This window comes from Nostoc sp., from assembly GCF_036917395.1.
GTDB lineage: Bacteria > Cyanobacteriota > Cyanobacteriia > Cyanobacteriales > Nostocaceae > Nostoc.
On the sequence record NZ_JBALDI010000070.1, the window covers coordinates 1 to 19,361 of the forward strand.

Sequence of the window (19,361 nt, forward strand, 5' to 3'; positions counted from 1 at the left end):
TTTCGGCGAACTCATTTGTTATTTCGGCGAACTCATTTGTTATTTCGGCGAACTCATTTGTTATTTCGGCGAACGCATTTGTTATTTCGGCGAACGCATTTGTTATTTCGGCGAACTCATTTGTTATTTCGGCGAACTCATTTGTTATTTCGGCGAACGCATTTGTTATTTTGGCGTTTCCATAACGCACCCTACGAAACAACTAGAATTGAAACCTATGCTGGTCATACTTGTGTGTACACCGTAGCCCATGTTTTGGAGAGGGGCTGGGGGTGAGGGAAAATTAAGCAAAATTGGGATGCTTCCGCTTCCGTAGGGTAGTAGAACGTTCGCAAAGCCGTTACTTGGTACGATAAAGTTTAGAGTGTCACAACTGACTCTCAAGTAAACAGAAAAGGAGTGCGGACATGGTAAAAGGGAGGTTAGAAGCATTCAGCGATGGGGTGATTGCCATCATCATCACCATTATGGTGCTGGAAATCAAAGTGCCGCATGGGTTCAATTTAGCCGCGCTGCGTCCGCTGATTCCAGTATTTCTCAGCTATGTACTAAGTTTTATTAATATCGGCATTTACTGGAACAATCACCATCATCTATTACAGGCAGTCCGGCACGTTAATGGGCGTATCCTTTGGGCTAACCTGCATTTGCTGTTTTGGTTGTCGCTAATCCCCTTCGTTACTGGCTGGATGGGCGAGAATAACTTTGCCGCCATGCCAGTTGCCCTTTATGGTACGGTATTGTTGTTGGCTGCGATCGCTTACTTCATCCTTACCCGCACCCTCATTTTGCACCACGGTAGGGATTCTGCTCTAGCGATCGCAGTCGGTGGAGACTCCAAGGGAAAAATATCGCTGGTGTTCTATGCTGTAGCAATTCCACTTGCTTTTGTGAATTCATGGTTTGCTTGTGCATTGTACGTTTTAGTTGCGATCATATGGTTTATCCCCGACCAACGTATTGAGAAGACTCTCACTTCCTAGAGGAGGATATTATTTTATCTTTCCTCCAGTTAGCTGATTTGAGCAAATCTGCATCTGTTGTTGTGGATGTCTCTAATTCTGTTCGTTACTGCTTAGGAGAAACTTACAATCTGTCTATCTATATAGCCTTTTGTACAAAGTTTCAGGTTTAACACTACAGGTGGCGAGATGCTCTCAAAGCCCTTCCCACAACTAGCGATCGCTTAATTTTGCTGGGGCAATGATATCACAGTTGATATCATTTCTCACTCAAGGAGGGCGATCGCTTAATTTGGCTGATTACAGCCAATACCCAATTCTCTCAACTTAGTCCACTCGTCGGAAATCTCGCAAGCAACCCACTTGGACGAATTTTCATAAATGCTTGAACCTGATTGAAAATTCTGCGATCGGGAAAATGCTCACCAGATTTATTCCTATATTTTGCCCCAATTGGCACATTTACCCCTAAATATGTATGGGGTTAACTAATCACATACAAGTGCAATACCGAAATACAAAAAATATCAAAACTGCAAAACCAGTCGCCGCATAAAACACGCTACTAATTCCGCCAAAACCAAAGGCATAGCCCATCAACAATGGCCCTAATGTTTGCCCTAATCCAAAAAATGTCCCGTTTACCGATATAATCGTCGCCAAATATTCTCTTGGTGCTAAATCTGCTAACAGTGTTTGGATACTAGGAAAACCAATGCCAAGTCCAATGCCAAAAATTGTACTAGGGATTAATAATAGCCAGATATTTGATACAGAGGGAACTATTAACATAGCTAAAGCATAAAAAATATAAGATGCACTAATTAAATTTGTGGCGGGAAATCTTCTAGCTAATCTACCTAATTGGGAAGCTGTAATAGTAATTGCTATAGAAACACTAGAAAGTAGTAATCCAATAATGGTAGACGGCGCTTTGAAGGTATCATTAATTAGCTGTGGTAAATAAGTAACGTAAGCGCCATAAAGGAAAACGAAGTTAGCAGCACTGGCAATAAAAAGTCCAAATAGCCGACGATTTTTCAGAACTTTTACTGCATTGCTCAAATACTCTTTGAGGTTGCGCTCGCCTTTTGGTTCTGGATTTTTCAGTGCAAATAATACCAGAAACCCAAGAGGAATCGCTAAAATGGGTAGCATGAAGGGATAATACCAGCCCATTGTTGCTAATGCGCCACCTATTATTGGATAACTTGATGTGCCAACGCTGCTGATACTGGCATTGTAACCCATTGCGGTACTACGTCTGTCTCCTGTGTAGAAATCGCCGATTAAGGTGATACTGAGAGAAAGCAAAGAAGCAGCACCAATTCCTTGCAGCAAACGCAACCATAGCAATAAATTAAAATCACGAGCAAAGGCGCAAGCTGTACCAGCTATGCCAAATAAAAACAGTGAAGGAACGATAATTATCTTTCTGCCCCATCTATCGGCAAGGACACCAATAATCGGCCCTAAAATCAGAGATGGTAATGTAAATACTGTAATCAATAAACCCAAATTTTTTGGGTTGATATTTAAGTCTTTTGCTAACTTTGGAAAAGCCGGAGTTACGCTAGAAACTCCGATAACAGCAATTAGTACAACTGCACAAATAATCTGAAAGTTTCTCTCTAGATAAACTGGCCTCTGTCGTTCAAATTGGCTGTTATCTTCTGGTGAATTCATGATACTACCCTGTCCCTGTGTATAAATAATCGAGAACATGAAGCGTTTATAACGCACCATCACAATACTTTCGCTGTCCTCCTCTCTAAAGTAAAACACCCTACGAAATTTGCTCTTTATTAAATCTGTGTTCCTGTGCAGCGTTTATTCTTTGTAAACCAGTATAAATATTGAACCGTTCTCCACGCAGGAATCCAATCAAGGTAATCCCGAATTCCTTGGCGACAGACACCGCTAAACTACTAGGAGCGGAAACAGAACAGACAATGGGAACTCCAGCAGTTGTAGACTTTTGTAAAATCTCAAAACTAGAGCGGCCGCTGACCAGGACAATACAATTATTTAAAGGCAAATCGTCACTGAGCAAAGCTGTACCGATCAATTTATCCAAAGCATTGTGTCGCCCAACGTCCTCCCGCAGGTTTAACAGTTGTCCTTGAAAATCGAAGGTAGCCGCAGCGTGTAAACCCCCTGTAGCAGTGAAGATACCTTGAGCAGCCCGGAGCTTGTCTGGTAGGCTGTAGATGATCTCAGGTGTTACCGTTGGGCCAGGAGGAATCACTGGACATCCGCGCAGACGTAAAGCCTCAAGGCTAGCTTTACCACACACCCCACAGGCGCTACTAGTGTAGAAATGACGCTCCAAAGGCTGTAAGTCTGGAATCAATCCATCCCGCAATTCTACATTTACGATGTTATGCCGCTGCTCACCATCTACCAATTCATCTACGCAGTAGCTAATTCTTCGGATATCTTCCCTGCGGCTAACGACTCCTTCACTGTAGAGAAAACCAGCAGCTAGTTCAAAATCTGCCCCTGGTGTCCGCATGGTTACAGCTACTGTCTTCTGGAAAGGGGCAAGACGAATTTCTAAAGGTTCCTCAGTAGTGAGATGATCTAAACGAGGCCGTACTTGACCTTTTTCCATTACCCAAACAGTGGCTTTAGTTTTGCTTTTAGTTGCCGTCATATTTATCAGAGTTGGTGAATTGAAATTTTGATACTAATCTGGAAACAGAGTAATGCTATTTGTATATCAGATGTCAGGTTGATGCTCATCAACTACTTTGTGCGGTTGAGCTAGATCAGCTAGGTTTCTGTTTAGGAAGTAAAATGAACCTAAAATTTTTGGCTTTCAGCAAAATTTTATTTGCAACAGTCTTTGTAATTTCCCTTAGTTTTACAGGATACCTAGTAGGGAATAACATTAATCAGAGAGTAATTGGAAAATCTCTTGCTAAACATGTCATATCTACCTCCACCGAAGGAAAAAGTTCTCGACTACAGACACTTTTAAATGAGATAGTTGTAGAACAGAAAATCCCTGGTGCAGTAATGTATATTACTACACCTAAAGGTTCTTGGTTGGGAGCATCTGGTGTCAATAACTTGTCAACTAAAACCCGGATGAAACCCACAGATGGTTTTGCCATTGCCAGTATGAGTAAAACTTTTCTGGCGGTGGTTGTGCTGAAATTAGTAGAGCAAGGGAAGATACAATTAAATCGGGCGATCGCAACCTACCTACCAAGAGACATCAGTCCTCATATTATCAACAGCGATAAAATTACAGTTCGTCAACTGCTCAACCACACCAGTGGTGTTGCTGAATACCTAGACACAAAAGAATTTATTCAAGCTACTGCGAAAAGAAGTCGCTCACAGCCTTGGACAGCTAGAGAAGCTATTCGGTATATGTACCAAGAACAACCGAAGGCAAATCCCGGAGAAAAATTTATTTATACTGATTGCAACTACATTCTTTTGGAACTGATTGTTGAAAATATAACTAAGGGAACTCTTGCACAAGCAATCCGCAGTCAGATTTTAAAACCATTAGGATTAAAACATACCTTCACGGAATTGCGCGAACCGACAATTGGAGAAGTAGCTACAGGTTATGGCGATCGCAATAAGGATGGTAAGCTAGATAGCTACGCCAAAGTCAATGATGGCAATGGTTTAGGAGATGGTGGATTGATTTCAACAGCAGAGGATTTAGCCAAGTTCGCTAAAGCGTTATTTGTCAAAAAAACCTTACTTTCCTCGAAGATGATCAAAGAAATGCTGAAATTTAAAGATAATGGCGAAGGCTATAGCTATGGGTTGGGTGTAGAACGGTTCTCATCTCCTTTGGCAAAAGCAATTGGGCATAGTGGTACAGCTTATGGCTTCGTAACATTGCTTGCATATCTCCCGAATCAAAATACCACCATAATAGTGCTGCTAAACAATCAGAATGTTGATATTAAATCAGTAGCTAGGACAGGTCTAGAGGTTGTCGAGAAGAAATGATTTTAATTTGTAATTATGTTTATATATAGCGGTTCTCGTTTACGTGAGGTACACCCGTAGGGGCACGGCAGTGCCGTGCCCCTACACCTGGCGATATAATGTTGTACCGCATCTGAATGGGAACCGCTATAGCAGTCCTAAATTATTTGTAAAAATAAATTAACCGCAGAGGCACAGAGGAGGGCAGTTGCATGGGCGGGTTTCCCGACTTTAGCAAACTGCCCGTAGCGCAGAGAGAGGAATTGGAGATTTTCACGACTCATTTAGGATTGCTATATAACTAGCATTATAAATTTTCTGGGTCAATGTTCAGTTCTCGCAGTTTGGCTGCTAGGCGTTCAGCACGTTGTCGTTCTTGTTCAGCCCGTTGTTTTTCTTGTTCAGCCCGTTGTCGTTCTTGTTGGGCGACTTCTTCAGGTGTGGGAATTAGATTTCCTTCCGCAGTGAAATAGCGCAATTTATGTTCATAAACACCCAAGTACAAATTTAACTGCTGACTCCACAGCCATCCTTGAGGATTAGGTTCTATCGGTTCATAACTACCGCCAATCAAGATAAAGCCAGCAAATTCTAAATTATTGGGATCGAACCAAAAATATTCTGGTGTGCGAAAGATATCTTGAAAAATTTGTTTTTTCAAACCCTTGTCAGTTGCCGCTGTAGAATCCGAGAGAAACTCTACAATTATATTGGGATATTTCCCGTCTTCTTCCCAAACAACCCAACTTTTACGAACTTTGCGTTCACATCCCAGCACTACAAAAAAATCTGGCCCCCGGAATTCTTCTGACCTCCGCTGGCGTTGACTGTAGTAAATTGTGAGATTACCCGCAGCGTAAAAGTCATTGCGGTTTTGCCACCACAATTCCAAAGATTGTAATAGCAGAATTATTTGGCGTAGATGTAATTCACTTTCCAAAGGTGGTTCGTCACTATATAAATCCCCTAGAGGAAATATTACATCATTTGGGAATTCAAAATCTTTGGCGGCGGACATGGCTGCAAGTTTTAGGGTGATATGGATGATATAAACTTACCGTAGCAGTAGTTTAAGTTTTAATATCTAGGTTTGTTTTTCCAGACGCACGATCGCATTATAATCAGCAACTCCTTCAAGTGATCGGCTAAAAGAGATGAAAAGTTTTCCCTGCACAGACACACTATTGACAGTTTTTCCAAAGGCGCGATCGCATTATAATCAGGGATACTTGCAAGCGATCGCTCACTTTTAACTTCTAAGTATTATCACTGTTATTTGCTCATTTGAAGAGTAGCTTCTCAAATTGGGGTGATGTCTGGATATAACCAAAATCCTCACAGTCACAAACGTTACCTTACTTACAGCTATTTTTAGGTAAATAGACTATGCCCTACGCGCACAGCAATGCTGTGCCCTTAGACAGATGTGGTTTAAATACATGAAAACTGTTGTAAAGTATTAGCCTTTATCTTTGCTTTTGTATACATTGAAGCAGGCATTTTTGTAACTAGCAATTTGAATTATCTCTATCTATCTTATGTAGTGAGTTCTATTCCTACCCTAAGTAGGATTATCCATATTCATTTGTTTGTTAAGTTATATCAAGGTACTGAAAGCAAGTTTTTTCAGTAAATAACTCAGGAAATTCAGAATAGTTTAATTTAGTTGGAGTTTATTATGACTTACACAGCTGATGAAAAAACAAAACCAGCTTTAGAAGTTTTTAAACGCTTTGATGTAGATACTCAGCTAGGCTTACTTTGGTTTGGTTACCTCGATCTTAAAGAGCAGCTACAGCCAGCACCTCCAGAAAGGATAGAAGTTCCTGCTAAAGCGGTGTTTGACCTATTCCTGGACTTGTCTCATGAAGAGCAACTGCAAGGACAACGCGACATTATTAAAGGTGCAGCCAACAATATTAGCCAAGCCTATAATGCTCTAAGTGCCAATTCCAGATTAGACGTTTGGCTGATGCTGGCACAAGGAATGGAGAATGGAACCATCATTCCAGTACCATCCGAGTATCAACTTCCTGGTGAAACGGATGAATTTGTCGCATTGGTCAAAAATCTAGAGTTTGAGGATCGGATTAATTTCCTGCTAACTCTGGTGCAAGAATTGGGTTAGTCAAGTGCAAAAACTCTCAATAGCTTTTGAAAATTGGGGATAACTGAAAGTAGCAAATTAAGCTAGACTTAGCTGTTTTTGCTCAACTTTTATAGTAGTTACAGCAGAATTCAAGTATTTGAACCACATCTGTCGTAGGGGCACAGCAATGCTGTGCCCCTACCGTGTGGTCTATTTACCTGAAAATAGCTGTAACTTAAAACTACCGCAGAGATGCTCATCTTTGCGGCAGTCTTCATGCAAATTAATGGATATACTGTTGGAAATTTCAAGCTGAAAAAATGAGAGTTAATTCAAATTTTTTCCAACCGCACGATCGCATTATAATCAGGAACTCCTTCAAGCGATCGCTTACTTTTATCTAGTAGCACATTCCCTTCTGGCCAATGGACTTGCAAGTTACCTGACTGAATTGGCGCAATATAGACTTGACAGAACAACTCGCCTAAATCATTCTTAAGAATGACGCGATCGCTATCTTTTAAACCCAACTGGGCTGCATCAGCAGCATTCATTAGCACCGCCTCTCGCATTGCCCCAGTAATTGCATCTTTGCGTTCCTGCACCATACTATTAAATTGTTTGCCTCGGCGCGTTGCTAATAAAAAATAACCTTCTGGTAATTCTCTTTGGCGTGGCAATAATACCCCAAAGTGTGCCTTCCCATCTGTTGTAGGGAAGTTCCAACCAAAGCACAAATGTGACCCGCCATACTGAAACTGATCGCCACCCTGCTGTAAATGTTGAATACCTGCATATAGGGGGACAACTTGAGCAATTTCTTGACGGATAGCAGCTGTGTCAGCAAAAGCCAGCTTCTCTGCTAAATCTGGCTTTACCCGCCTTGCCAATTCTAAAAACACTTCCCACTCTGGACGCGTTTCCCCAATGCGCGGCCCCGAAATTTCTGGACTGAAAATTACCCGGCGTTCGGTGTTAGTTTCTGTTACTCCCCCTGGTATTTCGTAGCGAGTCGTCGCAGGTAAAAGCACCACAGTATCAGCAGGTTCCACTAACATTTGGCTGGAGAGAATAATATCCATATGTACCCGCAACGGTATTTGTTTCAGCGCCGCTTCCACATAATCCGGTTCTGGCAGCACTTCTAGGAAATTCCCGCCCACGGAAAACAACACATCTAATTGCCCTTGATGTGCGGCGTTAATCATTTCTGGAGCAATTAAACCTTTACTTGCTGGCACTTCAAAGCCCCAATGCTGACTCAATTGGGCAGCATTTTCTAAGGTGATAGGTTTACCACCAGGAAAGACTGTCGCATAACATCCCATCTCTGCACCACCCTGCACCCCAGAGTGACCGCGAATTGGCATTAAACCGCAGCCTTCCCGACCGACAAAACCTTTGGTGAGGGCTAAGTTGATGATACTTCGCACATTATCTTCACCGCATTCATGCTGGGTAATGCCCATACTCCAGACAAATACGGCTTTATTCGCTTCTTTGACCATCTTGGCAAAGGCGGACATTTCCTCGCGGGATGTACCAGAAAGCCGCTCTAATTCTTCCCAAGATTGGCTCTCTAACGATGCTTTGAGTTCGGCAAAGCCATCTGTGTACAAATCTATAAATGACTCGTCTACCCAATTGTTGGCAATTATATGTTTAATTGTGCCATTTAAAAAGGCTATATCCCCGCCCATGTTGATTAAGAAGAAGTCTTCGGCAAACTTTGTACCGAAAACGGCACTTTCCACAATTGAGGGCACCCAGTAGCGCTCCATTCCTGGCTCACGGTAAGTGTTAATGACTACAATTTTTGTGCCAGCTTTCTTGGCGTTATGGAGATATTTGACGGTAACAGGCTGATTATTAGCAACGTTGGAGCCAATGAAGACTAATAAATCAGTACCAATCCAGTCTTTATAAGAACAGGTGGTAGCCCCTGCACCCAGAGCAGCTTTCAGTCCCGCCGTGCTGGGAGAATGACAAATCCGGGCAGCGTTATCAACATTATTGCTTCCCATTGCCCGCACAGCTTTTTGGGTGGCATAATAAGTTTCGTTGACAGTACCGCGACTGGTAATATAGAAACTGAGACGGTCTGGTGTAGTAGCGCGGATGCGATCGCTAATTACCCCTAAAGCTTCATCCCAGCTAACACGGCGAAAGCCTTTTTCCCCTCGTTGACGAATCATTGGGTAAGGAAGTCGTCCCAAGTCTCGTAATTGGGCACTTTTTTGCTTTTTTAACTCCGAGACATCCGCCACTAGCATCGGGTCAAAAGCTGGCATAGTATTCATTCGCAACAGCCGCAACCGGACATTGCACAGGTGGATGCCATCTAAAGTCCAATCTTTCATCCCAGTTGTTCCGAGAGCGCAACCATCGCAGACACCTTTATCGAGAATATTCCACGCATAGGGTAGTTTGTCACGAGACAGCCAGATTGCCCGAAAAACCTCCCAATAGTTGTTGGGGTATTGTTCGCCAATCCCGAAAGGCTTCCAACTTGCCCAGTGCTGAGGTGTCCAATATTTCTTGGGTTTCGGCAACATGACGCGAGTGTGTGAGTGAGGAAGTGATTCTACTAGGCTACCGTTTTAAGTAGCATTTAAGTCAATACAGTTCAGTTAAGCATTTTTTTCTTCTCTCTGTTTCCTCTGTGTCTTTGTGGTTCGTTAAAAAAATTGACTTTAAAAATCTGGGTACTCGCCGCCAAGGGAGAAGACTACACTGCTGATCGTGCTGGCTCCTCCTGACTCCTTTCCATCTAAAATCTGAGTTGGATTAAAATCTCTTGACAAAGAACGATTATTTTCTATAATATACATTGCACACGTGTGCAATGTATATTATCAGCTCAGATAAAAAATGAATCAACGAAGAATTTCAATTGAAGATATTGCTCGCAGAGCAGGCGTTTCTCATTCTACAGTTTCACGGGCTTTGCGAGATAACGTTCTAATTAGCCCTAAGGTGCGAGAGGAAATTAAGCAACTGGCGCAGGAAATGAACTATGTGCCCAATGCTATTGCTCAAAGCTTGCAAAACAAACGCACTAGTACTATTGGTGTAGTAGTAACTTCAATCGCAGATCCCTTTTTCGCGGAGGTAGTAGAGGGAATCGAGAAGATAGCTAGACCTGCCGGCTTGAGTGTTTTGTTAAGTGCTTCACACCGAGATTTTGAGCAGGAAATAGCAGCTATTGATAGTTTTCATCGCCGCCGAGTGGATGGGATATTAGTAGCCGACTCACGAATTAGTAAACAGCATACCAAACAATTAACACAAATTGCTGTGCCAACAGTTCTGATTAATAGCCAGACGGAAGATCAATCTGAAATATTTCACTCAGTGGCAATAGACGATCGCTTAGGTGCTAGATTAGCCACAGAGCATCTCATAAGTCTTGGACATACCGCTATTGGTTATCTGGGTGTAAGCGATCGCAGCAGGTCGAATCAGCAGCGCCTGGAAGGATATCAAATGGCTCTTGCTGAAGCTGGTCTACCACAAAATAGTGATTGGGTTGCAATTAGTGATGAATATGATCAAAGAACATGCGATGTTACTACTGGACAACAGATGCTATCTAAACTATTGACTGCTGAAGTGACAGGCATCTTTTGTTACAACGATATGGTGGCGGTTGGCGCTTTGTTAACTTGCCAAGAACTAGGTATTTTAGTACCGCGAAATTTAAGCCTGGTCGGATTTGATGGTATTGCTTTGGGCCGTTACGTTACGCCGGCACTCACCACAGTTAGTCAGCCAATGTTAGAAATTGGTGGCATAGCCATGCAAATGTTACTCGATTTATTAGAAGAAAAAACTGTGGAAAACCGCGTTTTATCTCCTTTTCTAGTACAGCGTGGTAGTAGTGCAGGATTAAGAAAGTAATTTTAAACCGTATTTATCTTGAAAACTGTAGTTTTTTTGTAATTCAGAGGAAAGCTGATCTTCAAGCCACAACCGAAAATATCCTCTCCTTAAAAACTCTAGGTTTCAAAATGGACGGGGTTTAATTTGAAAAAACTGGCAACTCTTACTCTCTGCGTCTGGGCGTGAAGCAAATTTATATTTTCACTCAGCAATACTAAAAATTTTAACCAAACAAAAATTATGTTACAGCTATTTTCAGGTAAATAGACCACGCAGTAGGGGCGAAGGCTTTGCGCCCCTACGACAGATGTGGTTCAAATACTTGAATTCTGCTGTAACCAAAAACTAAGCTTATCTCCCGATCGCTGCTTTTCTCCAGAACCAGTTCAAAGACGACTAGCCGATCAATTTTTTAACAGCCAGGACTTACGCAAGAACTCTTTGAAACTCTTATTCCTTTGTGTCCTTCTCTTGGAGACGCTGCGCGAATGCGTCCAACTCTTGGAGACGCTGCGCGAATGCGGTTCGTTTTCTCATGATTTTGCGTAAGTCCTGACAGCATATTCGTTACCAACATATCGGGGAGGGTTGGGGAGGGGTGATTCAAGGATTTTTGCAAGAGGTACTTGAAAGTCGTTTTGAGGTACTTGAAAGTCGTTTTGAAGTACCTCAAAGTCGTTTTGAAGTACCTCAAAGTCGTTTTGAGGTACTTGAAAGTCGTTTTGAAGTACCTCAAAGTCGTTTTGAAGTACCTCAAAGTCGTTTTGAAGTACCTCAAAGTCGTTTTGAAGTACCTCAAAGTCGTTTTGAAGTACTTGAAAGTCGTTTTGAAGTACTTGAAAGTCGTTTTGAAGTACCTCAAAGTCGTTTTGAAGTACCTCAAAGTCGTTTTGAAGTACCTCAAACTTTGTCGCACCGCTATCAAGTACACAGGTTGACTTTTAAAACAGTCGCTACAATTATCCTTAACCCAAGCGTATTGGCCTTTAAGCTGTTCCTAAAATGAATTATCTAAAGGTTCGATATCATCCTCGAAAGCCAAGTTGCAGGTGCAAATTTCACGAGAGGGTCTGCACTCATCTAAAAAAAACAAGTAAACCGCATCCACCTTGAAAACTGTAGTTCTTTCCGGATGAAAACAAAAAACTCTCATCCCCCAGCCCCTTGTTCCAAATTTGGGAGAGGGATTTAGGGTAAGGGCAAAAACTACGGTTCTCAACATAGATGAGGTTTATCTATTGTTGAAAGTTATTTTATCTACTACTGAACGATAGAAAAATTCTACTTTGTTAGACATAATATTGTTAGCAGTAGTTTACGACCATCGGAATAATTTAAATATTTTTATATAATTTTTATTGGTAAATATATACAAATTATACAACTTATACGCTATTAAAACATTTGTTAAAACATGGACTTTAACAATCGGATGTTATAGTAAAACTGTTTAATAAAAGTTATGTTTGGCGGGTCAAATAAATAGTTGATATTGGCGATGCTGCCATTAAAGCTGCTGTCGTTAGTATACTAGGTGCTGCAATCAAAGCTGCTAAGAGAGTAGATACTTTCAAAGGTAATAGCCCGCTCACTGTTTTTGTATTTACTGATGAGACATTTATTGAACTTCAAGCAAACACAATAGATGTACTAGCTCAAGCAAATCTCAATTTGGAAACTGTGATGTATTTAAATAATAAATTTCCTACTAATGTTTCATTTATTCAAGGGCTACGAGTACTCCTTGTAGATAATGATGTCAATTTCTGCAATTCATTGACGCCGATGTTGCAATCCTATGGTATGAAAGTGCAAACGGCATCTTTAGGAGAGCAAGCTCTGGAAATATTTGAGCAATGGCAACCTGATATCCTCTTGAATGGTATTTCCTCGCCAAAGGAGGATGGCTATACTCTGATTGAGCAAGTAAGAACACTTACGGGAGAACGCGGCAGAGTAGTACCAGCGATCGCTCTGACAAGCGCTCTCACTGAAGATATGTATCAACATGCTCTTTTAGCTGGGTTTTGTCTATGCTTTGCTAAACCCGTAGTTATTGATGATTTCGTTGCTGTGCTTGGCATTTTAGCACTTGCTAATAATCCTCATTCGCCTTCATGCTAACTAGCTCTAATTAATATCTTAGATATAGTAGTCTAAGTTTTGATAAGTAATGATATGGGTCATTTATTGATGGGTATCATTATTTTTGAAACGCTACTAATGAACTTGATCAATGATTGGATTAATTTTATGAGTTATAAAATGTCTGTTTTAACTCAATTAGTTTTGCTTTTAAGTAGCGGAATTATTGGTATAGGATTTATTCTAGCTTCTTACTTTTTAGCAGAAATTTGGATTTAGAAAACTTAAATTTTTTATAGCTTATCTGTTGGAGAATATTAGATGAAAGCATAAAATTGTTAAACACCCAAAGTATTTGAGTTTGAAAACTAGTTGTGAAATGTTGACTCTGTACATATTAAAAAACTCAAGTTAATTGTCCTCTCTGCTATCTATAAAAAACTTAGAGAGTAGCAGGTTTGTTCATATCCATGTTTATTTCAATTTCTTCAATGCTTTAGTTCTTATATAGCAATCCGATTTGATTTTTGAAAAAATCTAAGTATATGTAGGGTGTGTTATCGCGTAGCGTAACGCACCTAAAATTAGAGGTGGTGCGTTAGCCTTTGGCATAACGCACCCTACGTATATTTCAAAAATCAAATATCAGTCCTATATGTTGAGAACTGTAGTTTTTGCCCTCACCCTAAATCCCTCTCCCAAGTAGGGATAAAGACTTATTTTTGGCTCCGCTTCTGGCAATATTGAGAGAAGGGGCTGAGGGATAAGGGTTTTTTCTGTTAATACGGAAAGAACTACAGTTTTCAAGGTGGACGCGGTTTATAATACTATTTATGTTGTAGAAGGTTTGCTAACTCCTTTAATTGCTTGATACTTTACCAATAAACGACCTGTGTTTTCCAAGTTGGTTATATTAGCACTTTCCTAATGCATAAGAGAAGAAAATTTAATATTGATCAGGCTTATGCTTAGGTCAAAATTGATAAAATGACAACTATCCGTGATTTGAGAGCTTAATTGATCAAATGAGCCTTAATTTGTTGAATTTATACTCAAACTCTTAATGAATACTGGGCAAGTCAGTAAACCGCTCTAAAACATAAACCTTAGCTGCCAAACCATTGCAGTATTAAAACTTCATCCTATGACATCCGATCAACCCTCTGAGCTACCTGCATCTGAATCTGCCGCTAATCAACCATTGGACGTAAAGCAGCTTGAGAATATAAATGCTTTATTTCCTATCGTAGGCATTGCCGCCTCTGCGGGTGGAGTAGAGGCATTTACGCAGTTACTCCAGCATATGCTTACCGATACAGGAATGGCATTTGTGCTGATTCAACACTTAGACCCTAACCACAAGAGTCTGTTGAGCGACATTCTGGCGAGAGTAACTCAAATGCCTGTTAGGGAAGTGCAATCTGGGGTGACTGTGGAACCAAACCAAGTCTACATCATTCCGCCTAATACTAAGATGATCTTGTCTGGTGGGGTGTTGCAACTGACGCCGCGAGAGAAAATTCACGGGAAATATATGCCTGCTGATGCGTTCTTTAGTTCATTGGCAGTGGAGCAAGGGCGCAAAGCGATCGCAGTGGTATTATCTGGAGCGGATGGAGACGGTTCACTAGGATTGAAGGCAATCAAGGCAGCCGGAGGTGTGACTTTTGCTCAGTGTGAAGACACGGCCAAATTCGATAGTATGCCCAATACCGCTGTTGCCACAGGGAATGTCGATTTTGTGCTACCGCCTGTAAAAATTGCCGAGGAACTGGCAAACCTCAGTCGTAGTCCTTTTATTTTGGACTCACAGCCGCTGATAACGCCTGAGAAATTGCCCCAAGTGGAAAATGCCCTGGGGACTATTTTTGCGTTATTGCAATCGGAACTTGGCGTTGACTTCAGCCACTACAAGCCCAATACGCTTGATCGCCGAATCCAGCGGCGAATGCTGTTGTACAAACTAAAACAAATAGAGGATTATGCCCAGTATATACAACAGAATCCGGCTGAAGTCAAGGCGCTCTATGAAGAAATTCTGATTCACGTCACCTATTTTTTCCGCGACACCGAAGTATTTCAACTAGTGAAAGAGCAAGTCTTTCCCACGATGATGCTCTCCAAGTCGGCATTGCCGATTCGGATTTGGGTGGCAGGGTGTTCGACAGGCGAGGAGGTCTATTCGATCGCCATCTGTTTGCTGGAGTTTTTGTCGCATAAATTAACCTCGCCGCCGATCCAGATTTTTGCCACAGACATCAGCGAGATGGCAATTGACAAAGCCAGAACCGGCATTTATGCAGAAAATCAAATGATGGAAGTGTCACCAGATCGCCGCCGCAGATTCTTTAATACCCTTGAGAACGGTAAATATCAAATTAGCAAAACTGTCCGCGACCTGTGTGTGTTTGCTCGACAAGACTTGGGCAGTGACCCCCCTTTTTCCAACTTAGATTTAATTAGCTGTCGGAATGTACTGATTTATTTAGACGAAACGTTGCAAAAACGGATACTGCCTATCTTTCATTACAGCCTCAAGCCAACTGGCTTTTTACTGCTAGGGACTTCAGAAAGCATAGGTAAACATTCGGACTTGTTTACTGTGATTGACAAAAAGCATAAAATATATGCCAAGAAGCTAACCGCAAATCGTCCAATTATTTCGTTCCTTACCAGCAATTATCCGATGGCAAAAGTGAGCGAACCTCAACCGGAGGATTCCAATCCATCAGATGAGTTTGACTTAGAGAAAAAAACTGACCAATTGATTTTAAGTCGCTATGCTCCAGTGGGTGTGGTGATCAACGACAAGATGGAGGTGCTGCAATTTCGGGGGAAAATCGATCTCTACCTTAAACTTGCACCTGGGAAACCCAGTCTCAACTTATTCAAAATGGTTCGCTCCGGCTTGCTCACCGAGCTACGTGCCACAATTTATCAGGCACGACGGCAAGAAATTATAGTTAGAAGGGAAAGGTTACAGATTCAAGAGAGTGAGCTTTCAAAAATCGTCAATCTTGAGGTGATTCCATTCAAGCCTGGGACTGAGGAAGAATTCTACTTTCTGATTTTATTTGAAGAAGTCTCACCGACGGTTAACAACCTTAGCTCTTCTAATCCTGAGAGCCAAGAACAGGGAGACTTAGAGCATGAGATTGTTCAGCTCAAGCAGGAACTCGCAACCGCCAAGCAAGAGCAGGCTGTGACTCAAGAGTATCTGCAAGCGGTGATCCAAGAGCAGGAGCGCATCAATCAAGACCTGAAAGTTGCCAATGAAGAAATCCTCTCCAGTAATGAAGAGTTGCAAAGCACCAATGAGGAGCTAGAAACTGCCAAAGAAGAGATTCAGGCAACCAACGAAGAACTCAACATAACCAATGAAGAACTTCGCTCTCGAAATCTGGAATTACACCAACTTAACAACGATCTGACAAATTTGCTTGCCAGTATCAATATCCCAATTTTGATATTGACTTCGGACTTACGCATTCGACGTTTTACGCCAATGGGGCAACGGCTTTTCAATTTAATTACCGCCGATGCTGGACGACCCTTGAGCGATATCAGAACGAATCTCGATATTCCTGACTTAGAATCTCTAATTTTAGATGTACTTGACACACTCAACATCAAAGAATTAGAAATCCAAACTCTGGGGGGACATTGGTACAACCTCCGCATCCGTCCTTATCGCACCATAGAAAACCAGATTGACGGTGTAGTGTTGGTCTTAATAGATATTGATGTTCTTAAACGCAGTGCAGCAAGCTTAGAACAAGCCCGGAATTACGCTGAAGGGATTGTGGAGACGGTACAAGTGCCGTTAATCGTGCTTGATTCTGATTTGCGGGTGAACAAAGCCAATCGCTCGTTTTATGAAACGTTTCAGGTTTCACCATCACAGACAACGCAATCTCTGATTTTTGAGTTAGGCAACGGTCAGTGGAACCTGCCCGAATTGCGATCGCTCTTAGAAGACATTTTTGCCAACGATACCAGTATTCAAAACTTGGAGGTGGAGCATCTTTTTGAGCGGATTGGGCAGAAAACCATGCTGCTTAATGGTTGGAAAATTATTCAACAGGGAGAACCTGAAAGGATTTTGCTGGCGATTGAAGATATCACGGAGCGCAAGCAGTTTGAGTTAGAGCGAGCAAATCTCCTAGCACAAGAGCAGTCAGCCCGTCAACAGGCCCAAATCGCCAACCGAGCCAAAGATGAATTCCTGTCGAACCTCTCCCATGAACTTCGTAACCCGCTCAATACTATACTCGGCTGGGCGCAACTCGCGCGCACCCGTGATTTCGATTCTTCAGCAGTCACTCGTGCCTGGGAAGTGGTGGAGCGGAGTGCTAGGGTGCAAGCTCAGTTAATTGATGATATGCTGGATGTTTCACGGATCACGAGTGGCAAGCTTCATTTAGAGACTCGTCTAATTGATCTAGTTTCAGTAATAGATGTCGCCATTGAGTCTGCTAAATTGTCCGCAGAGGCGAAAACGATTCAAATTGTTTCACAGTTAAACTCGGCGACGGTTGTCGGAGATTTTGATCGCTTACAGCAAGTTCTGTGGAATTTATTTTCTAACGCGATTAAGTTCACTCCAGTCGGTGGGCGAGTGGAAATCAGGCTCGAAGCTGTAGATACTCACGCCCAAATTCAAGTCAGCGACACAGGAATTGGCATCCCGGCAGACTTGCTGCCGTATGTGTTTGAGCGCTTCCGCCAAGGAGATTCCAGCAGCAGCAAAACAACTCAGGGACTTGGATTAGGCTTGTCAATCGTCCGTCATCTTGTAGAACTTCACGGTGGAACAGTTCAAGCGCAAAGTCCAGGCGAGGGACAAGGAACCACGATCACCATCAGGCTGCCTCTGCGCTCAATGCCACCGGAAATTACACCGTCAACTTATTTAGAGCCGAGTTTGTCAGGGATGGACACATTAGATGGTAAAAATCCATCCCTTACCCTTGAAGGGCTGTGCATCCTAGCTGTAGATGATCAAGCAGACAGCCGCGACTTAATCAAGTGGATGTTAGAAGACTTCGGGGCTGAAGTAGTGGTTGTGGCATCGGCAAGGGAAGCGATCGCTGCTCTAACTGAATCTCCTGATAGATATAATCTGCTTCTAGCAGATATTGGGATGCCAGGGGAAGATGGTTACTCCCTGATTCGTCAGGTGAGAGCGCTTGACGCCTCTAGGGAGGCACAAATCCCAGCAGTGGCGATGACTGCCTATGTCAGCGAGCAAGAGCAGCAAATGGCAATTGATGCTGGGTTCCAAATGCATATGGCTAAACCGATTGACGCGACTCAATTGGTATTGATGATTGCAAACTTGTGTGGACTCCGACCCAGATGAATCAGTGGATGTACTGTTGATATCAAGTCCGGGTAATTAGTGATGATTCCCACAATCATTGTACCCCACCCCGTTTGCGGGGAGGGGAAACAAAGCGTAGCTTTGGCTCTTTGGGGTTCTTGGGGTTTTATAAGTAATCCGGAAAATTTTTAATAAGTAGGCGATCGTCAGCAATTTTATTTACTAAAACTACATTAGACAACCTGATTGGAGAAATTTTTAGTTGAGCTTTTAGTAGTGCTTCTTGTTTTAATGCAGTACACCACGATAAACGGTAAGGGCACAGCATTGCTGTGCCCCTACGAACGCTTGTATTTGACGCAAGCGAGAACGGCTATAGTAGTGCTTTAAACAAGAGTTTTTCTCCTGAAAAACAATCCGCTAAAAGTACCAATTTGGAATATTTTGATCCAAACTATCTTGATATTAGGCGTATCATTGACATAATAACGCCAGAATTTTGTTGATATAGTCGGCAGATAAACTATCTAATATATTAAGTCATAACAGCGCATTATCCAATCAATCTGTTGCTAGCAATTAGTTTGACATGCTATTGTCAAAAATCATCTTGAAGCAAACGTTTCAATCACGTATAAATTGTATAATTTACCCCTAAAACATTCAAAAGTTATAGATGATATTTGACATCTTTATTTAAAAAGATACAAAACATATTTGATTTTTTCTCCTAAAACAGAAAGTATGAACTATGAATTGAGGAATCAAAAGCATGATTGCAACCTTCATAAAAGTACCTAAGTTTCGCAATACTCAATGGGTGAGCTTTGTAGGTGGAGAAGGGATTGTACGCAGCTACATACCTGAATCTGGCACATGGACGTATCTCATTGAGATGGCATTAGGGCTAGAGCCTGACTTTGGCAGAGTTGGTGCAGAAACGATGATACTCCTCAACGAGGCAGATTTGCGGCATAAAATCTGATTTAATGAGTAGTGGGGGTTTAAGTCCTCTGTCTGTACAGGCACTTCTGTTTTGATGCCTAAATCTAAATCCCCG

General features: G+C 42.0%; 12 protein-coding genes and 1 pseudogene. 8 read left to right on the forward strand and 5 right to left on the reverse strand.

The genetic code is table 11. The annotated features are described in order from the left end of the window. Nucleotides 1-190, reverse strand: a pseudogene (locus V7K46_RS23310) (hypothetical protein); the annotation flags it as partial. A 217-nt stretch (nt 191-407) separates the two neighbouring features. On the opposite strand from V7K46_RS23310, the gene V7K46_RS23315 reads away from it, so the two are divergent. Beyond that, complete coding sequence (locus V7K46_RS23315; RefSeq protein ID WP_335117262.1) at nt 408-983, forward strand: TMEM175 family protein; 576 nt, start codon at nt 408-410, stop codon at nt 981-983. A 471-nt stretch (nt 984-1,454) separates the two neighbouring features. On the opposite strand, the gene V7K46_RS23320 is transcribed toward V7K46_RS23315, so the two are convergent. Both V7K46_RS23320 and fdhD read right to left on the reverse strand, forming a co-directional pair. Then, complete coding sequence (locus V7K46_RS23320) at nt 1,455-2,747, reverse strand: MFS transporter (protein WP_335117264.1); 1,293 nt, start codon at nt 2,745-2,747, stop codon at nt 1,455-1,457. Between the two features lies 1 nt (nt 2,748). After that, nucleotides 2,749-3,618 carry a formate dehydrogenase accessory sulfurtransferase FdhD gene (gene fdhD, locus V7K46_RS23325; RefSeq protein ID WP_335117266.1) on the reverse strand — a complete coding sequence of 290 codons (870 nt, stop codon included), beginning with the start codon at nt 3,616-3,618 and terminating at the stop codon, nt 2,749-2,751. Between the two features lie 143 nt (nt 3,619-3,761). Between fdhD and V7K46_RS23330 the strand changes: the two genes are divergently transcribed. Then, entirely contained in the window at nt 3,762-4,943 is a 1,182-nt protein-coding gene (locus V7K46_RS23330) for a serine hydrolase domain-containing protein (RefSeq protein WP_335117268.1), read from the forward strand. Between the two features lie 286 nt (nt 4,944-5,229). On the opposite strand, the gene V7K46_RS23335 is transcribed toward V7K46_RS23330, so the two are convergent. Further along, entirely contained in the window at nt 5,230-5,940 is a 711-nt protein-coding gene (locus V7K46_RS23335) for a Uma2 family endonuclease (RefSeq protein WP_335117270.1), read from the reverse strand. Between the two features lie 660 nt (nt 5,941-6,600). Between V7K46_RS23335 and V7K46_RS23340 the strand changes: the two genes are divergently transcribed. Beyond that, nucleotides 6,601-7,050, forward strand: a complete 450-nt coding sequence (locus V7K46_RS23340) for an orange carotenoid protein N-terminal domain-containing protein (protein WP_335117272.1) — start codon at nt 6,601-6,603, stop codon at nt 7,048-7,050. Between the two features lie 293 nt (nt 7,051-7,343). On the opposite strand, the gene V7K46_RS23345 is transcribed toward V7K46_RS23340, so the two are convergent. After that, nucleotides 7,344-9,566 (reverse strand): FdhF/YdeP family oxidoreductase, encoded by a 2,223-nt coding sequence (locus tag V7K46_RS23345; protein ID WP_335117274.1) that lies wholly within the window; start codon nt 9,564-9,566, stop codon nt 7,344-7,346. A gap of 316 nt (nt 9,567-9,882) precedes the next feature. Here V7K46_RS23345 and V7K46_RS23350 point away from each other — a divergent pair, with 316 nt between their 5' ends. The 5 genes from V7K46_RS23350 (at nt 9,883) to V7K46_RS23370 (ending at nt 19,286) form a co-directional block, all read left to right on the forward strand. Continuing rightward, nucleotides 9,883-10,911 (forward strand): LacI family DNA-binding transcriptional regulator, encoded by a 1,029-nt coding sequence (locus V7K46_RS23350; protein ID WP_335117277.1) that lies wholly within the window; start codon nt 9,883-9,885, stop codon nt 10,909-10,911. Nucleotides 10,912-11,491: 580 nt separating this feature from the next. Continuing rightward, the gene (locus tag V7K46_RS23355; protein ID WP_335117280.1) at nt 11,492-11,899 is read left to right on the forward strand and encodes a hypothetical protein; all 408 of its coding nucleotides are present in this window, start codon (nt 11,492-11,494) and stop codon (nt 11,897-11,899) included. 677 nt (nt 11,900-12,576) lie between these two features. Continuing rightward, on the forward strand, nt 12,577-13,017 hold the full coding sequence (locus tag V7K46_RS23360) for a response regulator (protein WP_335117283.1): 441 nt from the start codon (nt 12,577-12,579) through the stop codon (nt 13,015-13,017). Between the two features lie 1,105 nt (nt 13,018-14,122). After that, the gene (locus tag V7K46_RS23365) at nt 14,123-18,340 is read left to right on the forward strand and encodes a CheR family methyltransferase (RefSeq protein ID WP_335117285.1); all 4,218 of its coding nucleotides are present in this window, start codon (nt 14,123-14,125) and stop codon (nt 18,338-18,340) included. Nucleotides 18,341-19,073: 733 nt separating this feature from the next. Then, complete coding sequence (locus tag V7K46_RS23370) at nt 19,074-19,286, forward strand: hypothetical protein (protein WP_335117288.1); 213 nt, start codon at nt 19,074-19,076, stop codon at nt 19,284-19,286. The last annotated feature ends 75 nt before the right edge of the window (nt 19,287-19,361 follow it).

What these genes read in the sequence shown, in the direction of transcription:
- V7K46_RS23315 (WP_335117262.1), top strand. Translation starts at nt 408, where the DNA reads ATGGTAAAAGGGAGGTTAGAAGCATTCAGCGATGGGGTGATTGCCATC.
- fdhD (WP_335117266.1), bottom strand. Translation starts at nt 3,618, where the DNA reads ATGACGGCAACTAAAAGCAAAACTAAAGCCACTGTTTGGGTAATGGAA.
- V7K46_RS23330 (WP_335117268.1), top strand. Translation starts at nt 3,762, where the DNA reads ATGAACCTAAAATTTTTGGCTTTCAGCAAAATTTTATTTGCAACAGTC.
- V7K46_RS23335 (WP_335117270.1), bottom strand. Translation starts at nt 5,940, where the DNA reads ATGTCCGCCGCCAAAGATTTTGAATTCCCAAATGATGTAATATTTCCT.
- V7K46_RS23340 (WP_335117272.1), top strand. Translation starts at nt 6,601, where the DNA reads ATGACTTACACAGCTGATGAAAAAACAAAACCAGCTTTAGAAGTTTTT.
- V7K46_RS23345 (WP_335117274.1), bottom strand. Translation starts at nt 9,566, where the DNA reads ATGTTGCCGAAACCCAAGAAATATTGGACACCTCAGCACTGGGCAAGT.
- V7K46_RS23350 (WP_335117277.1), top strand. Translation starts at nt 9,883, where the DNA reads ATGAATCAACGAAGAATTTCAATTGAAGATATTGCTCGCAGAGCAGGC.
- V7K46_RS23360 (WP_335117283.1), top strand. Translation starts at nt 12,577, where the DNA reads ATGTATTTAAATAATAAATTTCCTACTAATGTTTCATTTATTCAAGGG.
- V7K46_RS23365 (WP_335117285.1), top strand. Translation starts at nt 14,123, where the DNA reads ATGACATCCGATCAACCCTCTGAGCTACCTGCATCTGAATCTGCCGCT.
- V7K46_RS23370 (WP_335117288.1), top strand. Translation starts at nt 19,074, where the DNA reads ATGATTGCAACCTTCATAAAAGTACCTAAGTTTCGCAATACTCAATGG.